Raw genomic sequence first — 17056 nt, 5'->3', positions numbered from 1 at the left:
ATGCTCAATGCACATGTTTAAATATTTAAATCAAGCGGTATTGTCGAGTGTGTGCTTGTCGTCTCTTTATTGAAGGGCGCAAGTGCATGCTGTTTGCCAATAAACAGCGATAAGCCGTGTTTATCTAACAGGGTACGGTAATTAAAAATCGATGGGCCTTTGGCTATGACTTGAATGTTTTGAATATGGGTAATAGCCAGTACACCTTGAAGCTGTAAATGATAGTTTTCTTGTTGTAGCACACGCTTACTGAAAGTTGAGCTTAATAATAAGTAATCGAACTTAAATTCGGTCAGTAAGTTCAATTCACAGCGATCTTTTGCAAACTCATTCAAACCTATCGAGAATCCTTGTGCCACAAGACTTTTTAGGTTTTCTATTTGTACAGCCGATGCATAACGAATTTCTTGTTCATTAAATAATAAACATATCTTTTTAGCATCATGCGCTTTGAGAAGGTGACATAGCGCTTTAAAGTTGATGCGTTCAAGCACTAATCCTGAGCATGGAAATAACACCTTTTGTAACTTTGTTTGGGCGGCTAATGAAAAAGCTTGTTTGAGTAAACTCAGCTCAACTTCGAAATGCTGAATACGATCAGTGGCAAACTTCTTGAGTACTTCAAAGCTGGTACTGCCAAGTACAGGGTGTTCTCCAAACGCCTCTAATAGCGACTCAGCATGTGCTGACTCGTCAAGCGTAATGATTTCTGAGCTTCTAAAATGCATTGGTAAATCATCAAGGTGATGCATATTTTCAGCTTCATGCTGTGAGGTCGTCGCATTGAGTAAAGGATGAAAACACTCAAAGCGGTTGCGCCCTGCGTTTTTAGCATAATACATGGCCGCATCAGCATCACGAATAATCTCATCGGTGTGCTTGTAACTCGTTTTTGAGTAGGTAATCCCTATACTTGCACCGCTTTGAATACATTGACCTTTCATGCAGAAAGGTTTCTTCATGATTTCAATAATGCGTTTTGCAACATCTTCTGCTTGCTGCGGCTCTGTTAAATGGGTGAGCAAAACAACAAACTCATCGCCGCCTAATCGTGCAAGTAAATCATGTTCTCGAATACAGTGAGAAAATGATTCTGCAACACTAATTAAAAACTGATCCCCAGCTTGGTGACCTAATTGATCGTTAATATCTTTAAATTTATCTAAGTCGATAAACAGCACTGCAAATTGTTGCTCTGGATAGCGTTGATAATGCTGCAGCGTTTTTTCAAGCTGTGTTAAAAACAAGCTTCGATTCGGTAAGCTGGTGAGCGAGTCATGATGTGCATCGTGATATAACTGTTGTTCAATTTTTTTACGCTCTTCCATTTGCATTTGTAAGTGCATATTGGCTTGGCGCAATTCTTTGGTCTTTTCAGCAACGCGATGTTCAAGCTTTTGGTGGCTTTGCTTAAGTTCTTGGTTAGCTAAATGGGCTTGGATTACATTGGCGATTTGGTGTGAAACGAAGGTGATGAGTTCACAATCATCTTGGCTAAATTCATGTTTATTGTTATATGCTTGGCAAACAATTAAGCCAATTACCCCTTGTGATGTCTTTAGTGGCGCTCCTAACCAGCTGGTGGCAGATTCTTCGGGCGGAATATCTCTAGGCCTCTCAATGACACCCAGTTTTATGAGACTTTTCGCGCGCTTTGCATCAATCACTTGGCATTTTTCGGTACTCAGTACCAACTCACTGTAGCCTTTAGCAAATGGCCGAGGTTCGGCATTATCGCTGTATTCATCAACGCAGTAAGGAAAGCTTAGCCAGTGAGATTGTTGGTCATACAGCGCAATATATAAGTTATCTGCGTACGTTATAGTTTTTATTATTTTGTGTACATGCTGATATACGTCTTCTAAGTTTTCACTCAGTGTTGCAAGCTCAGAGATCTTAAACAGTATTTGCTGTCGTTCTAATGCTTTTTTTCGGTGTAATATTTCTTCATTAAGTGCCTGGTTACTTTGCGTCAGTGCGCGGGTGCGAATTTTGACTTCGGACTCAAGAAGTTCGCGCTTTTTAACGCGTTCTATAGCAGTTGCAAGGTAAAGTGACATCACTTCTAACAGTTCAATTTGCTGCTCAGAATAGCTTTGCGCTTTATCGTAGCTCTGCGCCACCATCACGCCAATGATGGTTTTATCACGATAGACCGGTACGCCAACCCAGTGCTCTGCGGGGGTCCCTAAAGCTTTAAATTGACCCTTTTCAACAGCTTGTTGGGTTTGTTCTTTAGTAAAGTAGCTGGTTTTACCATGTTTGAATACATGACCAGTTAACCCCTCTTTGAAGTGTTGATCGTATTTTAAGGGCACAGAAAGCCCATCTTTTTCGTCTGCAAAATACGACAGTTCTAAAAGATCGTTCACAGGGTTGTGCAGCACAACGTAAAAGCTTTTACTTGGGATAAAGCTTTGCAATATATCGTGAATAGCGGGGTAAAGGAGGGTTAATTCGGCAACAGTGCTTGCTTGCTCTGATAACTGTAATAGAGCATGTTGCAAGTGATGAGATTGCTTATATTTTTGTATAAGCGATTTTAAGCGAGCATTTCTACGGACTAGCTTATCAATGTGTGTTGCTGAATCTTCCAATGATTTAGAACCAGTTTTTATTATTGTTTAAATATTGTTCTTTATAGTTCCACTTTTTTCGTAGATCGTCAAGTAGCAGATAGGCTAATTAAGGGGTTATACAGACAATGTTATTAGTACTAAATTATTATTTTTGTGCGTGTTTCAGGCATAAAAAAAGGGCCTAATAAATTAAGCCCTTCGTATTATGTGTTTATAACTGTTATTTGCTTGTCATAAAGTCGATAGCAGCACTGATTTCTTCATCAGAACAGTCCATACACGTACCTTTAGGAGGCATTGCATTGAAACCATTTAAGGCGTGATCAAGTAAAGTGTCTTTGCCTTTAGCGATACGAGGAGCCCAATCATCAGCTGATTTAGGTGCGCCTAATGCGCCAGTACCGTGACAAGCGAAACATGATGCTTGATACACCTGCTCGCCAGAACGAGGACCAGTAGGTTCAGCAGCCGCAGCAGCTTTATCACCTTCTAGATATACAGAACCAATTGGCGCTAGACGCTTCTTAATTGCGTCTTCAGTCAAAGAGTTGTCATACGCTTGTGCGTATGCCGTTGTTGCTAGCAGTAATAATGCAGCTGATAGTTTTTTCATTTTGCCTTGCTCACTTCGATTTGAACGTGATCAATCACGATATCTGACGGAAATTAGAACGATTATAACGCTAAGCCACAATTTATAAAATGATCTGAAAGGCTTTTTCTTGATAAAAAAAGCCATTTTTTGCTCCAGCGCAATAAAAATCAGCTTTATGTGCTGAATCGCTACAGTGTTATTATGCCAGTTCTAATACTTTACTGACTAATTTTTCAATCCCAGCATCAGCCTCTAAAATGCTTTGCGCAAGCATATATGCAGGGGTTGTAACCACTTTATGTTGTTCATCTACAACAATGTCGTCAACGGCACAGTATTGGTGATCGCCGCCTAGTTGTTGAATAGCCGCTGCGGTATCTTGGTCGGTACCAATGGTTGTTTTTACGCCTTGGCCATAAATAAGTGGCAGCATGGCAGGTGCAATACACATATATCCCGCTGCTTTATTAGCTTTAACAAACGCAGTACACGCATGGAGTACATCATCTTGTACTTGAGCATCTGCGCCTTTTACAGCAAAGTCAGATAAGTTTTTTGCCGCACCATAGCCGCCGGGTATGATGAGCGCGTCAAATTCATTCACGTTTAGTTCTGTGATAGCTTTTATTTCGCCACGCGCAATACGTGCTGCTTCCACTAAAACATTACGATTTGGTGTCATCTCTTCACCGGTTAAGTGGTTAATGGTATGCAGTTGCTCAATGTCAGGAGCAAAACATTGATAGCGTGCACCTGCTTTGGCTATGTGTAGCAAAGTTAATACTGCTTCATTGATTTCTGCGCCATCGTAAACACCGCAACCCGCTAAAATTACAGCCACTTTTTTCATTAGATATTCCTCCTTAATGCAACTTTGGTTAGTGTAGCAATTATGCGTGTCAGTCGACAAAATAAAAAAGTTTTCTGGGTCGACTGCTCGAGACGCTTGGTAAATTGCTGTTTATGCCTTTTTATAAAATACAAACGTACAAAAAAGTATAAAGGATCGCTATGATCTTTGATCCATTGTGCTAGAATACTCCTCCGGTTATGAAAAGGGATATTTATTCATCGTTAAGCAAGCAATGGACATGAGTAGCTAAAACCGTTTTCCACATCGGATAAAAATAATAAAAAAAGAACCTCGTATTATCTTTTTTAAACCAAAACATGTGCTTACAGAAAATTCCTAAATGTTTTTACATTTTGGGAGAATTGCTCGTGGGTTTTATCTACAAAGTTATCCACAGCTTGCTATTTATGAATGTGTTACTGCTCAATAATTCACAGTCGTTTTCTTCATAGCCTTATGGCATGCTTACAATCAATTTATTGTTATTCATTTAGGATCCAATTTCACCATGGCTCAGATCCCTGAAAATCCACTTATTCTTGTTGATGGTTCTTCCTATTTATTCCGCGCATATCATTCACCTCCTCACCTAACAAACTCGAAAGGAGAGGCTACAGGGGCTATTTATGGCGTTGTTAATATGCTTAAGAGTCTAATCAAACAATATGATCCGTCGCATATGGTGGTGGTGTTTGATGCCAAAGGTAAAACCTTTAGAAATGACATGTACAGTGAATATAAAGCGAATCGTCCACCTATGCCGGATGACTTACGCACACAAATAGCACCACTTCATAATATTATTAAGGCGATGGGTTTTCCGCTTATTAGTATTGAAGGGGTCGAGGCTGACGATGTTATTGGTACATTTGCACGCATTGCTTCTGAGCAAGAACGCCATGTGTTGATCTCTACAGGTGATAAAGATATGGCGCAGCTTGTGAATGAGCACGTCACACTTATTAACACCATGACCGATAGTATTTCAGATCCTGATACGGTGGTTGAAAAGTTTGGTGTAGGCCCTGAATTGATCATCGACTACTTAGCGCTGATGGGCGACAAGGTTGATAACATTCCTGGCGTTGATGGTTGCGGCCCTAAAACTGCGGTGAAATGGTTACAAAAGTATGGCTCGTTACAAGGCGTAATCGATCATGCCGGTGAGATCAAAGGCAAAATAGGCGAAAAGCTGGCAGCTGCGCTTGATCATTTACCACTGAGTTACGAACTGGCAACGATAAAATGTGATGTCGAGGTTGAATCTGACCTAGAAAGCTTCAAGTTACAAGAGCCTAATCGAGATGAGTTAATTGCTTTATACGGTGAGTGCGAGTTCCGTCGCTGGTTAGCTGAATTACTCGATAACCCGAAAGACGCAGATACACATTTAGATGTACCAACCGAAGAAAATGAATTGCCACAAGTGAGTGATGCTCATTACGAAACCATTCTTACTGAGCAACAACTTGATACGCTAGTTAAGCAGTTAAATGAGGCTGAGTTATTTGCCTTTGATACCGAAACAACCAGCCTTGATTACATGCAGGCACAATTAGTTGGTATGAGCTTTGCGGTTAAGGCCGGCGAAGCGGCGTATATTCCGGTTGCTCACGATTATCCCGATGCGCCAGAACAATTAACACTCGACACGGTAATGGCAAAAATTGGCCCAATTTTAGCCGACGAGCGTAAAGCGAAAGTGGGGCAAAACCTAAAATACGATAAAAGTGTACTGGCTAATGCTGGGTTTGAATTAAACGGTATAAAATACGACACGATGTTGGAGTCGTATGTATTTAATAGTGTGGGCAGTCGTCATGATATGGACTCGTTAGCACTTAAATACCTAGGGCATAAAAATATCAGTTTTGAAGAGATTGCCGGAAAAGGCAAAAAGCAGCTGACTTTTAATCAAATTGAACTTGAAAAAGCAGCGCCATATGCCGCTGAAGACGCTGATATTACATTACGCTTACACGAGGTGTTGTGGCCGAAGATTGAAGCTGATAGCCAACTTAAATCAGTATTTGAAGAGATTGAGTTACCGCTTGTCTCTGTACTTTCAGATATTGAGCGTACTGGTGTCGCGATTGACAGTACCATGTTAGCTGCGCATAGCCAGCGATTGGGTGAACGTTTACTCGAGCTTGAACAAGAAGCATATGACATGGCGGGTGAAAAGTTTAACTTAGGCTCACCTAAACAACTACAAGCAATTTTATTTGAGAAGCTTGAACTGCCAGTAATTAAAAAAACGCCAAAAGGTGCGCCATCTACAGCAGAAGAAGTATTGCAAGAGCTGGCGCATGATTATCCTTTACCTAAAGTAATCATTGAGCATCGTGGTTTATCAAAGTTGAAATCAACTTACACAGATAAGCTGCCATTAATGGTGAATGAGCGTACCAAACGCGTACATACCTCGTATCATCAAGCGGTAACGGCAACAGGGCGTTTAAGTTCAACAGATCCTAATTTACAAAATATTCCGATCCGCTCGGAAGAAGGGCGTCGTATCCGTGAAGCATTTATTGCGGCAGCGGGCCATAAAATTGTGGCTGCCGATTACAGCCAAATTGAATTACGTATTATGGCGCATTTATCGCAAGATAAAGGCTTACTGACCGCCTTTGCCAATGGCTTAGACGTACACAGTGCAACAGCGGCAGAGGTCTTTGGTGTTAGTCTTGAGGACGTCACCAGCGATATGCGTCGTAAAGCGAAAGCTGTCAATTTTGGCTTAATTTACGGTATGTCGGCATTTGGTTTATCTCGTCAATTAGATGTGCCTCGCCACGAAGCACAGCACTATATTGATAAGTACTTTGAGCGTTTCCCAGGTGTACTTGAATACATGGAAACGACGCGTCAAAAAGCGGCGGATAAAGGGTATGTAGAAACCATTTTTGGTCGACGCTTACATTTACCAGAGATCAATGCGCGTAATGGCGCACGACGTAAAGCGGCAGAACGTGCTGCTATTAACGCGCCAATGCAAGGCACTGCCGCCGATATTATTAAAAAAGCAATGCTTAAAGTGCATCAGTGGGTAAATGCCCAAGCCGAAGGCGCAGTGAAGCTACTTATGCAAGTACACGATGAATTAGTGTTTGAAATTAAAGAAGAGTGTGTTGATGAGTTCAAAGCTGAAATCTGTAAGCTGATGTCAGAAGCTGCGACCCTTGATGTCCCCCTTATTGTTGAAGCAGACAGTGGGGATAACTGGCAGCAAGCTCACTAGTTTTGCTGATTTTATGCCGAATATCTTGCTTAATGCTGGGTATTCGGCAATGAGGATAACCTGCACATTAATACCGCCCATGTTTTAACCCGCCCAAACGTAAAACGAGCACTTTGAATCTTCACCACACAGTTATTTTGATCATACAAAGTGAGCGTGTGATCCGTTGAGAATGACCTCTTATGCCAGTTGAACGAGCACTTGTTTTGTAAACTTATGGTTAACAAGAAAAGACGGTTTTAGAGTTTCGTTATATGTTTATCAATTAATGGTCTTTTGCTGCATATTTAATTTATTTTTAGGTGGGTATTTGCTAAAGTCCGCGCCGTCCTCATCCTGTAGGACATCCTGTTGATGATGCATCTGAAAAGATGCAACGTATTGATAGCTTCTCCCCAGTTTGCTATACCGGCTCACTCTTTATTGAGTGAGCCGTTTTTTCTTGTTCTTATCATACAATTCATTGCACAAATTAGCGCAGGTGATACCATCAAAGTGATTCTTAATTACTTTCGAAGGAATGCGTTATGTTTAAATCTTTGGCTATTACAGCCTTATCATTATCAAGTTTATTTGTTGCCCCATTGGCGAGTGCTAATTGGCAAGTTAATAATGAACAAAGCAATGTAAGCTTTGTTTCAATAAAGAAAAACGCAATCGCTGAAGCTCATCATTTTAAAAACGTATCAGGAACCTTAAACGAGCAAGGTCAATTTAAGTTAGTGATCGACCTGACGTCTGTTGAAACGCTGATCCCCATCCGTAACGAGCGCATGACTAAGCTCCTGTTTGAAACAGCCCAGTTTCCTAATGCCGTATTAACAGCTGATTTAAGCCAAGCTTTATCAAAGCTCGTGCCTGGGCAGCATGTATTAAAAGGTCTTAAAGCTGAACTTGATTTTCATGGTAATAAGAAAGAACTAACACTTGATGTACTTGCTAATATGTCGCCAACGGGTGATGTAACTGTGTCATCGTTTACGCCCGTGATTATTAATGCTGCTGATTTTAAAGTGACTGAAGGTATTGCTGAATTACAAAAACTGGCTGGTTTACCGTCAATTGCTACTGCCGTTCCGGTTACATTTTCACTGACTCTTGATAAAGAAAAGTAATGCAGTCACTTGCTGAGCTAGAAACCGCACTTGCACAGCCAGACAAACCATTTGATAAGTGGCAACCGACCCATTGTGGTCAGTTGCCAATTAGCATTGATGTGCATGGCGTGTGGTTCTACGCGGGCAGTGAAATAAAACGAGAAGCGATGGTTAAGCTGTTTGCCTCTGTTCTTTGCAAAGAAGCAGACAGCTATTATCTAAAAACGCCTGTCGAGAAAATGGCTATCACCGTGGCCGATGTGCCTTTTATTATCGTAGATTGGCGCTTTGAAGAAACAGAGCAAGGAAACGCGTTGTGTTGTATTGATAATTTACAGCGCACTTGGTTAGTCACTGCGTGTCAGCCACTGCAACTGCGTGAATTTGAAAACGTGACGGTACCATACCTTAAATTGCCGCATGGACTGGCTGCCAGAGTATCGAGGAATGTGTATTATCAGTGGGCTGAAATAGCCAGCTCTGATGAGGATGGCTATTTCATTGAGTCATTATCCAAGCACTACTACTTGGCTTAATAACTTAAGCGTCTGGTTGTTGATCTGATTCTGATTCCGATTCCGACTCTGCTTCTTGCATTTCAATAGGCCCTAAGAACCATTCGTCTAGCTTTTTAGCAACTTCAGGTAAGCCTGTCCCTTTCAATGATGAAAAGGCATGAACTGTAATATCGCCCTCTAAGCTGCTTAGTTCACGACGAACTTGTAAAACTTGTGCTTTGCGTGCACCTTGCTTTAGTTTGTCGGCTTTAGTGAGTAACGCAAGAACCGGAATTTCACTCCCGACCGCCCAGTCGATTAAGTCGCGGTCTAAATCTTTAAGTGGGTGACGAATATCCATTAACACAACAATGCCTTTAAGGCTTTGGCGTTTTTGTAAATATTCACCTAATGATTTTTGCCATTTCTTTTTCATTTCAATGGGGACTTTCGCAAAACCGTACCCCGGTAAATCGATTAGGCGCTTGTCGGCATCGAGCTCAAAGGTGTTTATAAGTTGCGTACGACCAGGTGTTTTTGAGGTACGTGCTAACTTTTGGTCTGTTAAGGTGTTAAGAGCACTTGATTTACCGGCGTTTGAACGACCGGCGAACGCGACTTCAATCCCCGTATCAGCAGGTAAACGAGAGATATCAGGTGCGCTGGTAACAAAGGACGCAGTATTGTATTTGATACGAGATTTGAGCACAGGCTCTCCTAATCTTTTATAAATAATAACAGTCAGTGGTCGAAAACCACTCAAGGCACGTATTTTATACTATTAAAGCAGCATTCAAAAGCGTATTTAAGCGTGCTAACTTGGCTTTGAACAAGGAAAATTGCTAGGTAGAAACTTAATCTAAGTCAAATCCCTATAAATTATAAGCTTAATGTGGGCAGAAAACGTGCCAGAGAATTTATTATCGTGTAGAATATAGAAATCACAACATCCATATTGTAGATGATACAGGGTCGGAAACAGAGAATTCACCATGAAAAAAATAGCACTATCTTTAACTATATTGCTTGGTGCGTTGTCAGCAAGCAACGCAACAGCATTTGATGGCGATGTAAACGCAGGTAAAGAAAAATCGGCAACGTGTGCGGCCTGTCACGGCCCAGACGGTAATGCGCCGGTTAATATCTACCCTAAGATTGCAGGTCAACACGCAGATTATATCTATAAACAACTACAAGAGTTTAAACTAGGTATGACATCGGGTGGCAAAGAGGGCCGTATGGACCCTGTAATGAGTGGTATGGCTATGCCGCTTAGCGATCAAGATATGAAAGACCTAGCAGCTTACTTCTCTTCATTAAACATGTCTGAGGGTGTAACACCTAAAGATGTTGTTGAAGTTGGTCAACAGCTTTATAAAGCCGGTGATGCAGAGCGTGGAATCCCAGCTTGTGCAGCGTGTCACGGTCCGCGTGGTAACGGCACATCGCTTGCTAAATTCCCTAAAGTTTCGTTTCAGCATCCTGAATACATTAAGTCGCAACTTGAAAAGTTCCGTGATGGTACGCGCAATAACGACTTAAATGGCATGATGCAAGACATTGCTAAAAAACTAACAGACAAAGACATCGAAGTACTTTCAAAATACTTAGGTGGCTTACACTAAAGTCTGATTGCTAGCTTAAATTACTAGCATTATAATTTAGACAGTTTACAAAAAAGCAGCGCAAGCTGCTTTTTTTACATTTGCAGCATGCCGTAATTTCCTACTTTCTTGTGAGACATTGACCATATCCAACTGTAAGCTAAGTCTTATTTTTATTTCTTCATTTTATGTAAGTCTTTGTTATTATTTAAGATGATATTGTTACAAACTCTTCGTTGTAAGAAAAATTATATAAATTAGTTGTAACAAAATTATTAATGGGTAAATTAACCACTGTCGCTGAGACAGCAAAACAACATGGACAATGTAATAAGGAAAGTGACTGCGGCAAATCTTTAGGGGAAGACACTGATTAGTGTCCTAAAGGAAATAACAAAAAAGTGTCAGGATTGACCGAGAATAATAAAAGCTCATGGAAGTTTAATAATAAAAACAAAATGGAATGCTACATGGAAGGTAAAAATAACAACAAAATGGAAAAACAATAATAATAAAAATAATAAAGACTAAAAAGTCGAAGGGAGAAGTGTCCAGTTAATTGGCGCTCAGATTAGTAGGCGGTAGAGATGTTTTCTCTACCGCCTTTTTATTTGTCCTGTTACAATAGCCACCGTTTGTACTATAAGTATGAAAAGTGCGCAGTTCGTCAAGTTGACCAACCTCATCCGCACACCGAATTCTTCTGGTTATGCCAGCATTACAATGCCATTAAGGTGTTGTGCACAACCTCTTAAGTGAGATGATCAATATATGAGTAGAAAGAAAAAGTCGCGTAAAATTCCATCAAATGGTCCAGTACGTCTAAGTAAGGAAAAGCTTAGAGAGATGCGCGCACTAAAAGAGCAGCGAGTTAAGAAAACCAAAGGGGCTAAGCCTGGTTCACGCAATGCGCCAGATGCTCAAAAGGGTGATAAAGCTGCTACAAACAATCAATCGCAAGATAAGCGTGTTGGTAGTAAAAAACCGGTTTCATTAGTGGCGGTCAAGGCTGATCCTAAAGTCGAAATGAAACGTAATTTACAACCAATGGTTGAATTGAAAAAAGTGTCAGAGCCAGAGCTAACACCAGAGCAAGAGCTTGAAGCGTTAGAAAATGATGAGCGTTTATTAAAGTTGGTTGAACGCCATGAGCGTGGCGAGTTATTGACTGGCAAAGATGCGAAGTACTTCAATAGCCGTATCGCTCGTCACCAAGCATTGTGTGAGCTGCTAGGAATCGAAGACGAAGATGATGACTACGAAGACGACTTTGAAGATGACTTTGATGTTGAAGGCGGCTCTGATTTCGATAAGTACCTATCTGATGACTTAGCAAATGAATGGTACGATGACGAAGATGAGGATGATAGATGAGCACAACCTTGATTATTGCCATTGTTATTGGGGCGGCAATTATCGCAGGACTGGCTTTTTATGCAGGGCAATTACTATACAAGGTAAATGCTCAAAATAAGCTTATCGCAAAAAAACAAGCTGAGCATGAGCAAAAGCTTGCCGCGTCAAAAGCGACTCGAAATGCTAAGTTAGCGGACAGTATTCATTTAATTGCGCGTGCAATGAATGAAGAGCAGTGTGAATTTTCAGAAGGTTGCTTACGTATTTGGGTTCTTATTTCTCAATACAGTTTCGCAGAAGAGTTTGATTTACGCGAACGCTACCCTGGCATTTATAAAATGTACAATGTCGTAAAAGACATGCCAACGCATGATGCACGTAAGAAGTACTCAAAAAAAGAGGTCTTCAAGATGGATTCCACGCGTTGGCGTGCTGAAGAGCAACACAGCGATGAAATTAAAGCTGACTGTGTTAAGTTAATAGACGAGTTTAAAGCCGCGCCAGGCAGTGAAAACGTCGTATTTAACTAGCTTTCAACATAAAAAAGCAGAGCCTTGAAGCTCTGCTTTTTTGTATGAGCATGATTGATATATCAAATAACCCGCGAAAAACGTGTTTGTTTGATTTGTTGTTGTAAGTGCGCATCAAAGCACATACAAATAATACGAATAAACAAATTGCCTCTCGCTGTAACCGTAATTTTATTGTCGCTTACTTTTACTAAGCCATCAGCAAGTAGGGGGGCAAGTGCACGTAATGCATCACTAAAATACTCGTTAAAGTCGATATTAAATTGCTGTTCAACAGCCGGCATATCAAGTTCAAACTGACAAATTAACTGCTTAATAACCGCTGCACGTAAAATGTCATCATCGGTGAGCATAATGCCTTTACACAACGCACTACCAGCGTTTTCTTGAACTGCTTTGTAATAATGCTTCAGTTCTTTTTCATTCTGTAAAATAGCATTACCAATCTGCGAAATAGACGACACGCCTAAACCAAGTAAATCACATTGACCATGCGTGGTATAGCCTTGAAAATTGCGATGTAATTTGCCCTCATTTTGCGCAATAGCGAGTTCATTATCCTTACGAGCAAAGTGGTCCATACCAATAAATTGATAGCCAGCCGCTAACATTTGTTCTAGCGTATTTTTAAACATCGTGAGCTTATCGCCCGCAGAAGGTAAATCCGCATCCTTAATTTTCCGCTGAGCCGCAAATCGTTCTGGTAAGTGTGCATAATTAAATACCGATACGCGGTCAGGATTCAATGCTATAAGTTGATCAATCGTTTCTTTAAAGCTCTCAGGCGTTTGTAGCGGTAAGCCATAAATCATGTCGGCGTTTATTGATTTAAAGCCAAGCTCACGTGCTTCACTAATTAAACCTTTTACAGAGTCCACACTCTGCGGGCGATTAACCGCAAGCTGCACTTCGTCGTTAAAATCTTGGATACCAAACGATACGCGATTAAAACCAAGTTGGCGCAAGTGCGGAAGCATGCCATCCGCCAGCGAACGTGGATCAATTTCGATACCGCGCTCAGCGTCATCGGCAAAATTAAAATGTTGTTCAACTAAAGCCATTAAACGGCTCATTTGCTGCGCAGATAAAAAGGTAGGGGTTCCGCCGCCTAAATGAAGTTGTTCAACATGGTAATCAGCAAATAAGGTGGCTTGTTCAGCAATTTCAATTGCCAAGTTATCTAAATAGATATCCGCTTTTGATTGGTGACGTGTAATAACCTTATTACAGCCACAGTAATAACAAAGCTGGCTGCAAAAAGGGATATGGATATACAGCGACAAAGAGCGGCTTTTAGATGCCGTAATCGCGTCAATCATACTTTGTTGGTTGTAACCATCAACAAGAGACAATGCCGTCGGGTAAGAGGTATATCGTGGTCCAGAAATATTGTACTTGTTGATCAGAGATTGATCCCAGCTAGGTAAATTTATCACAGTCAGCACTCCGCAATTGATTAAGAGGCCATTTTAGCGAGTTTAGGCATTTTGCTATTTGATCTAGAACAATGTCGGAGGCTACAAACTAAGTGGCATGCTTTAAGGTAACTGAAAAACCGAAAAGTTTACTATTTGAGCAGTTAGTTTACTGATTGTTAAAATAAAGAGTTTTGCTAGTGACAAGGTTAAAAAAAGTTTTTATACTGCAACCCGCTTTAGAGACTTAACATCCTAAACGCATCACAAAAAATTAGCTTCGGCTAATACAATGGCCCCTTAGCTCAGTTGGTTAGAGCACACGACTCATAATCGTTAGGTCCCCAGTTCAAGTCTGGGAGGGGCCACCATTTTCTTTTTCAAGTTATTTAAAATCAATGCGTGATAGCTATTCTATACGAAGCTGTTCCACTCTTATTTTGATACATCAAATTTTTCTTCAATTAAAAAATAATAATTTACATACTCTCTTAGGAAAGTGTCGTCATTGTTTTTATAATATAAACTAATAGATACAATGACTTATTGAGCTAACACCTACTCGCAATAATACCTAGTTAATTTTAAGGACTAACCCCGACCTTGAGGGTGTTAGAAGTTTCTCATTTACGAGTGTATGGATTCGGAACGTGGGTGATAAAGGAAAAATGACCTAACTCAACTAAATAAAATACAGCCTTGTTATTGATGTATCTTCCTTGTCTCAAAATAGATTATTTAATTAAGCGTGTGGATACAAAAAGCCGATGTGTAACATCGGCTTTTTGAACATGTATGATTAAGTCACTTTACTTATTTGTAACCATTAGGGTTGTTGCTTTGCCAGCGCCACGTATCTTGCATCATTTCATCAATGCCACGTTCGGCTCGCCAACCTAATTCGTTAAGCGCTTTCTCTGGCGCTGCGTAACACGCTGCAATGTCACCTGCTCGACGAGGTGAGATTTGATAGGGCACAGCCTGACCACTGGCTTTTTCAAAGGCTGTGACCATTTGCAGCACTGAATAACCATTCCCTGTGCCAAGGTTGAATACATGAGCACCAGTATCGTTTTTAATGCGGTTGAGTGCTTTTAAATGGCCAAGTGCTAAATCGACAACGTGGATGTAATCGCGCACACCTGTGCCGTCAACAGTGTCGTAGTCATCACCAAAAACCCCCAGCTTTTCTAACTTACCAACGGCTACTTGTGAAATATAAGGCAGTAAGTTATTTGGAATACCATTCGGGTCTTCGCCAATTAAGCCTGATTCGTGAGCCCCTACAGGGTTAAAGTAACGTAAAATAACAAATGCAAAGCGCTCGTCTGATTTGGCGATATCTTGCAGCATCATCTCTACCATTAATTTAGAGGTGCCATAAGGGTTTGTTGTGCCACCAACGGGGAAGTCTTCGCGAATAGGCAAGCTGGCTGGGTCACCATACACTGTAGCAGACGAGCTAAATACTAACTTGAAAACACCTGCATCGCGCATTGCATCAACGAGTGTTAACGTGCCTTGTACGTTGTTTTGGTAGTACTCAATAGGTTTAATAACCGATTCACCAACCGCTTTTAAGCCTGCAAAGTGAATGACGCTATCGATCGTATGTTCACGGAAAATGTTATCTAGGCAATCTCTATCAAGAATATCGCCTTCATAAAAAGTAACGTCTTTACCTGTGATTTGCTTAACGCGAGTCAACGACTCATTTGATGAATTGCTTAAGTTATCAAGCACAACAACCTCTGTGCCTTGCTGTAATAACTCTAAAACGGTGTGAGAACCGATGTATCCGGCTCCGCCGGTGACTAAAATGGTCATAAAATTTCCATGAACTAATACCAGGTTGAATTAGTCTTATTTCATCATATTCCGTGCAAAATTTCATAAATAAATTGTTATTTTTGAAAATTAAGCAAAAGCGGGGAAGCTTGTTTTTGGTTACATTTTGTACCATATTAGTAACACGAAAGTGAGGGAGTATTAAGCTATAGTTAATTCTCTACTGCTAGTTTTTTAACTATTGGCTCAACCTGTAACGTGGAGAGAAAGATGAATACAGTAAAAAAAATTGCCTTGGCTATGGTTGTTGTTCTACCTGCTTTTGCTCATGCAGGTGAAGCAAAAGTAAAGTGGCATGATTTTAATGACTACAGAGATGTGCGCCCAGGAAATAACTCACCGAAAGGGGCGTTTCATAAAAATGTAGCGAAAAACTTTGAGAAACATTTTAATAAACTAGCTGAGAAGCTACCTGAAGGATACACTTTTAATGTTGAGGTAACTGACCTTGATTTAGCGGGAGATGTCCAGTTTGGTGGTATCAATGAACTTCGAATCATTAAACCTATTTATTTTCCGCGTATTGATTTTAATTACTCAGTCACAGATAAAGACGGCAAGGTGGTTAGCGAAGCGAGTGATGTAAAACTCAAAGATATGGGCTTTATGGATCGCATTAAAATGGGTCGCGATGAAGCGTATTATTACGATAAACGTTTAATTACTGATTGGTTTGAAGATGAGTTATTACCTTCATTAAATAGTGCACAGTCGTGATGTTTGTAGATGTGGAACTTGGTTAGCACGTTGTACGCGTTTTTGAACCACTGAGGCACAGAGAAATAGTGTAATCTGTTTTGTCACGTGAAGTGACTTGGTGTCCTCGGTGGTTCAAGTATGTATTTATAACGCGTGTTAATCTACTTAAACGTCGCTAACAGTTGTAATAACTGTTGAAGTTTAATAACGGTTTTTTTAAGCTTTTCTTCATCTAAGCCATCATTACTTAGGCTCTCAACATCGGCTGCAACGTCGAGTACATATGGCTTAAAGCGTTTTGCTTCAAAATCAAAGCCGGCATCTTTTGCAAATAAGGCTTTGAACTTGCCATGCCCTTGCTGCTGTAAGTCATCTAATTTTTTATCAGCATCAAGTGCCTGACGGTAAACGATTTTTAAGTTAGCATTGAGCTGTTCAATGATTGAATCCATTTTTTTCCTAAAGCTTTAGACTGCAATGCCGATATAGTACGTGGATTGTAATAAAAAGTCAGGTAGTGAACTATGAATATATCAGGATCAAGCTTACCGGCGATGAGTGGCGGCGGCGAAAGCGCTGAAGTTTACAGCGCATCACTTGCTAAAAAACAGCAAAAAGCTGATGGTGCTGCGGCACTTGCACTTATCGAAGGCGCAGCGATGAATACAAGCGCTGCACAGACACCCGCTAAATCGGTGACTGCGACACTCGGTAATAACGTAAACGTTTACGTTTAAGC

The 17056-nt window shown here is 40.7% G+C and carries 15 protein-coding genes and 1 tRNA gene; 9 read left to right on the top strand and 7 right to left on the bottom strand.

The genetic code is table 11. From position 1 onward, the window contains the following. Window positions 1–17: 17 nt before the first annotated feature. The 3 genes from ACSSVW_RS19100 to elbB all read right to left on the bottom strand — a co-directional run bounded on the left by ACSSVW_RS19100 (window position 18) and on the right by elbB (window position 4024). The gene (locus tag ACSSVW_RS19100; RefSeq protein WP_036971496.1) at window positions 18–2597 is read right to left on the bottom strand and encodes a diguanylate cyclase domain-containing protein; all 2580 of its coding nucleotides are present in this window, start codon (window positions 2595–2597) and stop codon (window positions 18–20) included. A 202-nt stretch (window positions 2598–2799) separates the two neighbouring features. Continuing rightward, on the bottom strand, window positions 2800–3192 hold the full coding sequence (locus tag ACSSVW_RS19095; RefSeq protein ID WP_036971493.1) for a c-type cytochrome: 393 nt from the start codon (window positions 3190–3192) through the stop codon (window positions 2800–2802). 181 nt (window positions 3193–3373) lie between these two features. Further along, window positions 3374–4024, bottom strand: coding sequence for an isoprenoid biosynthesis glyoxalase ElbB (elbB, locus tag ACSSVW_RS19090; RefSeq protein ID WP_454179926.1), 651 nt, complete (start codon window positions 4022–4024; stop codon window positions 3374–3376). Between the two features lie 511 nt (window positions 4025–4535). On the opposite strand from elbB, the gene polA reads away from it, so the two are divergent. From polA to ACSSVW_RS19075, 3 genes are all read left to right on the top strand, one after another. After that, the gene (gene polA, locus ACSSVW_RS19085) at window positions 4536–7271 is read left to right on the top strand and encodes a DNA polymerase I (RefSeq protein ID WP_454179925.1); all 2736 of its coding nucleotides are present in this window, start codon (window positions 4536–4538) and stop codon (window positions 7269–7271) included. A 527-nt stretch (window positions 7272–7798) separates the two neighbouring features. Beyond that, entirely contained in the window at window positions 7799–8386 is a 588-nt protein-coding gene (locus ACSSVW_RS19080; protein ID WP_036971482.1) for a YceI family protein, read from the top strand. Then, the gene (locus ACSSVW_RS19075) at window positions 8386–8904 is read left to right on the top strand and encodes a DUF1285 domain-containing protein (RefSeq protein ID WP_036971479.1); all 519 of its coding nucleotides are present in this window, start codon (window positions 8386–8388) and stop codon (window positions 8902–8904) included. The genes ACSSVW_RS19080 and ACSSVW_RS19075 overlap by 1 nt, the downstream gene beginning before the upstream one ends. A gap of 4 nt (window positions 8905–8908) precedes the next feature. On the opposite strand, the gene yihA is transcribed toward ACSSVW_RS19075, so the two are convergent. Then, the gene (yihA, locus tag ACSSVW_RS19070; RefSeq protein ID WP_036971477.1) at window positions 8909–9574 is read right to left on the bottom strand and encodes a ribosome biogenesis GTP-binding protein YihA/YsxC; all 666 of its coding nucleotides are present in this window, start codon (window positions 9572–9574) and stop codon (window positions 8909–8911) included. A 283-nt stretch (window positions 9575–9857) separates the two neighbouring features. Here yihA and ACSSVW_RS19065 point away from each other — a divergent pair, with 283 nt between their 5' ends. The 3 genes from ACSSVW_RS19065 (at window position 9858) to ACSSVW_RS19055 (ending at window position 12355) form a co-directional block, all read left to right on the top strand. After that, a complete protein-coding gene (locus ACSSVW_RS19065) occupies window positions 9858–10490 on the top strand; it encodes a c-type cytochrome (protein ID WP_036971475.1) in 633 nt (210 codons plus the stop codon). A gap of 750 nt (window positions 10491–11240) precedes the next feature. Continuing rightward, complete coding sequence (gene yihI / locus ACSSVW_RS19060; RefSeq protein ID WP_036971473.1) at window positions 11241–11843, top strand: Der GTPase-activating protein YihI; 603 nt, start codon at window positions 11241–11243, stop codon at window positions 11841–11843. Beyond that, window positions 11840–12355 (top strand): DUF2489 domain-containing protein, encoded by a 516-nt coding sequence (locus tag ACSSVW_RS19055; protein ID WP_036971469.1) that lies wholly within the window; start codon window positions 11840–11842, stop codon window positions 12353–12355. The genes yihI and ACSSVW_RS19055 overlap by 4 nt, the downstream gene beginning before the upstream one ends. A 62-nt stretch (window positions 12356–12417) precedes the next feature. Here the strand turns inward: ACSSVW_RS19055 and hemN are convergent, their stop codons facing one another. Then, complete coding sequence (hemN, locus tag ACSSVW_RS19050; protein WP_454179922.1) at window positions 12418–13791, bottom strand: oxygen-independent coproporphyrinogen III oxidase; 1374 nt, start codon at window positions 13789–13791, stop codon at window positions 12418–12420. A gap of 273 nt (window positions 13792–14064) precedes the next feature. Here hemN and ACSSVW_RS19045 point away from each other — a divergent pair. Beyond that, a tRNA-Ile gene (locus ACSSVW_RS19045) sits at window positions 14065–14141 on the top strand. Between the two features lie 442 nt (window positions 14142–14583). On the opposite strand, the gene galE is transcribed toward ACSSVW_RS19045, so the two are convergent. After that, window positions 14584–15597: a UDP-glucose 4-epimerase GalE gene (gene galE / locus ACSSVW_RS19040; protein ID WP_036971461.1), complete on the bottom strand. Its 1014-nt coding sequence runs from the start codon at window positions 15595–15597 to the stop codon at window positions 14584–14586. A 231-nt stretch (window positions 15598–15828) separates the two neighbouring features. Here galE and ACSSVW_RS19035 point away from each other — a divergent pair, with 231 nt between their 5' ends. Then, window positions 15829–16335: a DUF3016 domain-containing protein gene (locus ACSSVW_RS19035; protein ID WP_454179921.1), complete on the top strand. Its 507-nt coding sequence runs from the start codon at window positions 15829–15831 to the stop codon at window positions 16333–16335. A gap of 143 nt (window positions 16336–16478) precedes the next feature. Here the strand turns inward: ACSSVW_RS19035 and ACSSVW_RS19030 are convergent, their stop codons facing one another. Continuing rightward, a complete protein-coding gene (locus ACSSVW_RS19030) occupies window positions 16479–16769 on the bottom strand; it encodes a prephenate dehydrogenase (RefSeq protein WP_065978238.1) in 291 nt (96 codons plus the stop codon). 72 nt (window positions 16770–16841) lie between these two features. Here ACSSVW_RS19030 and ACSSVW_RS19025 point away from each other — a divergent pair, with 72 nt between their 5' ends. Next, entirely contained in the window at window positions 16842–17054 is a 213-nt protein-coding gene (locus tag ACSSVW_RS19025) for a hypothetical protein (protein ID WP_054554124.1), read from the top strand. The last annotated feature ends 2 nt before the right edge of the window (window positions 17055–17056 follow it).

This window comes from Pseudoalteromonas sp. MBR-15 (assembly GCF_053628915.1).
The sequence above is the reverse complement of the archived record's forward strand: the minus strand, read 5'-3'. Positions and strand labels throughout refer to the sequence as shown.

Coding starts and splice junctions, on each gene's coding strand:
- ACSSVW_RS19080 (WP_036971482.1), top strand. CDS start 7,799: ATGTTTAAATCTTTGGCTATTACAGCCTTATCATTATCAAGTTTATTT.
- galE (WP_036971461.1), bottom strand. CDS start 15,597: ATGACCATTTTAGTCACCGGCGGAGCCGGATACATCGGTTCTCACACC.
- elbB (WP_454179926.1), bottom strand. CDS start 4,024: ATGAAAAAAGTGGCTGTAATTTTAGCGGGTTGCGGTGTTTACGATGGC.
- yihI (WP_036971473.1), top strand. CDS start 11,241: ATGAGTAGAAAGAAAAAGTCGCGTAAAATTCCATCAAATGGTCCAGTA.
- ACSSVW_RS19030 (WP_065978238.1), bottom strand. CDS start 16,769: ATGGATTCAATCATTGAACAGCTCAATGCTAACTTAAAAATCGTTTAC.
- ACSSVW_RS19095 (WP_036971493.1), bottom strand. CDS start 3,192: ATGAAAAAACTATCAGCTGCATTATTACTGCTAGCAACAACGGCATAC.
- ACSSVW_RS19075 (WP_036971479.1), top strand. CDS start 8,386: ATGCAGTCACTTGCTGAGCTAGAAACCGCACTTGCACAGCCAGACAAA.
- polA (WP_454179925.1), top strand. CDS start 4,536: ATGGCTCAGATCCCTGAAAATCCACTTATTCTTGTTGATGGTTCTTCC.
- ACSSVW_RS19025 (WP_054554124.1), top strand. CDS start 16,842: ATGAATATATCAGGATCAAGCTTACCGGCGATGAGTGGCGGCGGCGAA.
- ACSSVW_RS19035 (WP_454179921.1), top strand. CDS start 15,829: ATGAATACAGTAAAAAAAATTGCCTTGGCTATGGTTGTTGTTCTACCT.
- ACSSVW_RS19065 (WP_036971475.1), top strand. CDS start 9,858: ATGAAAAAAATAGCACTATCTTTAACTATATTGCTTGGTGCGTTGTCA.
- ACSSVW_RS19055 (WP_036971469.1), top strand. CDS start 11,840: ATGAGCACAACCTTGATTATTGCCATTGTTATTGGGGCGGCAATTATC.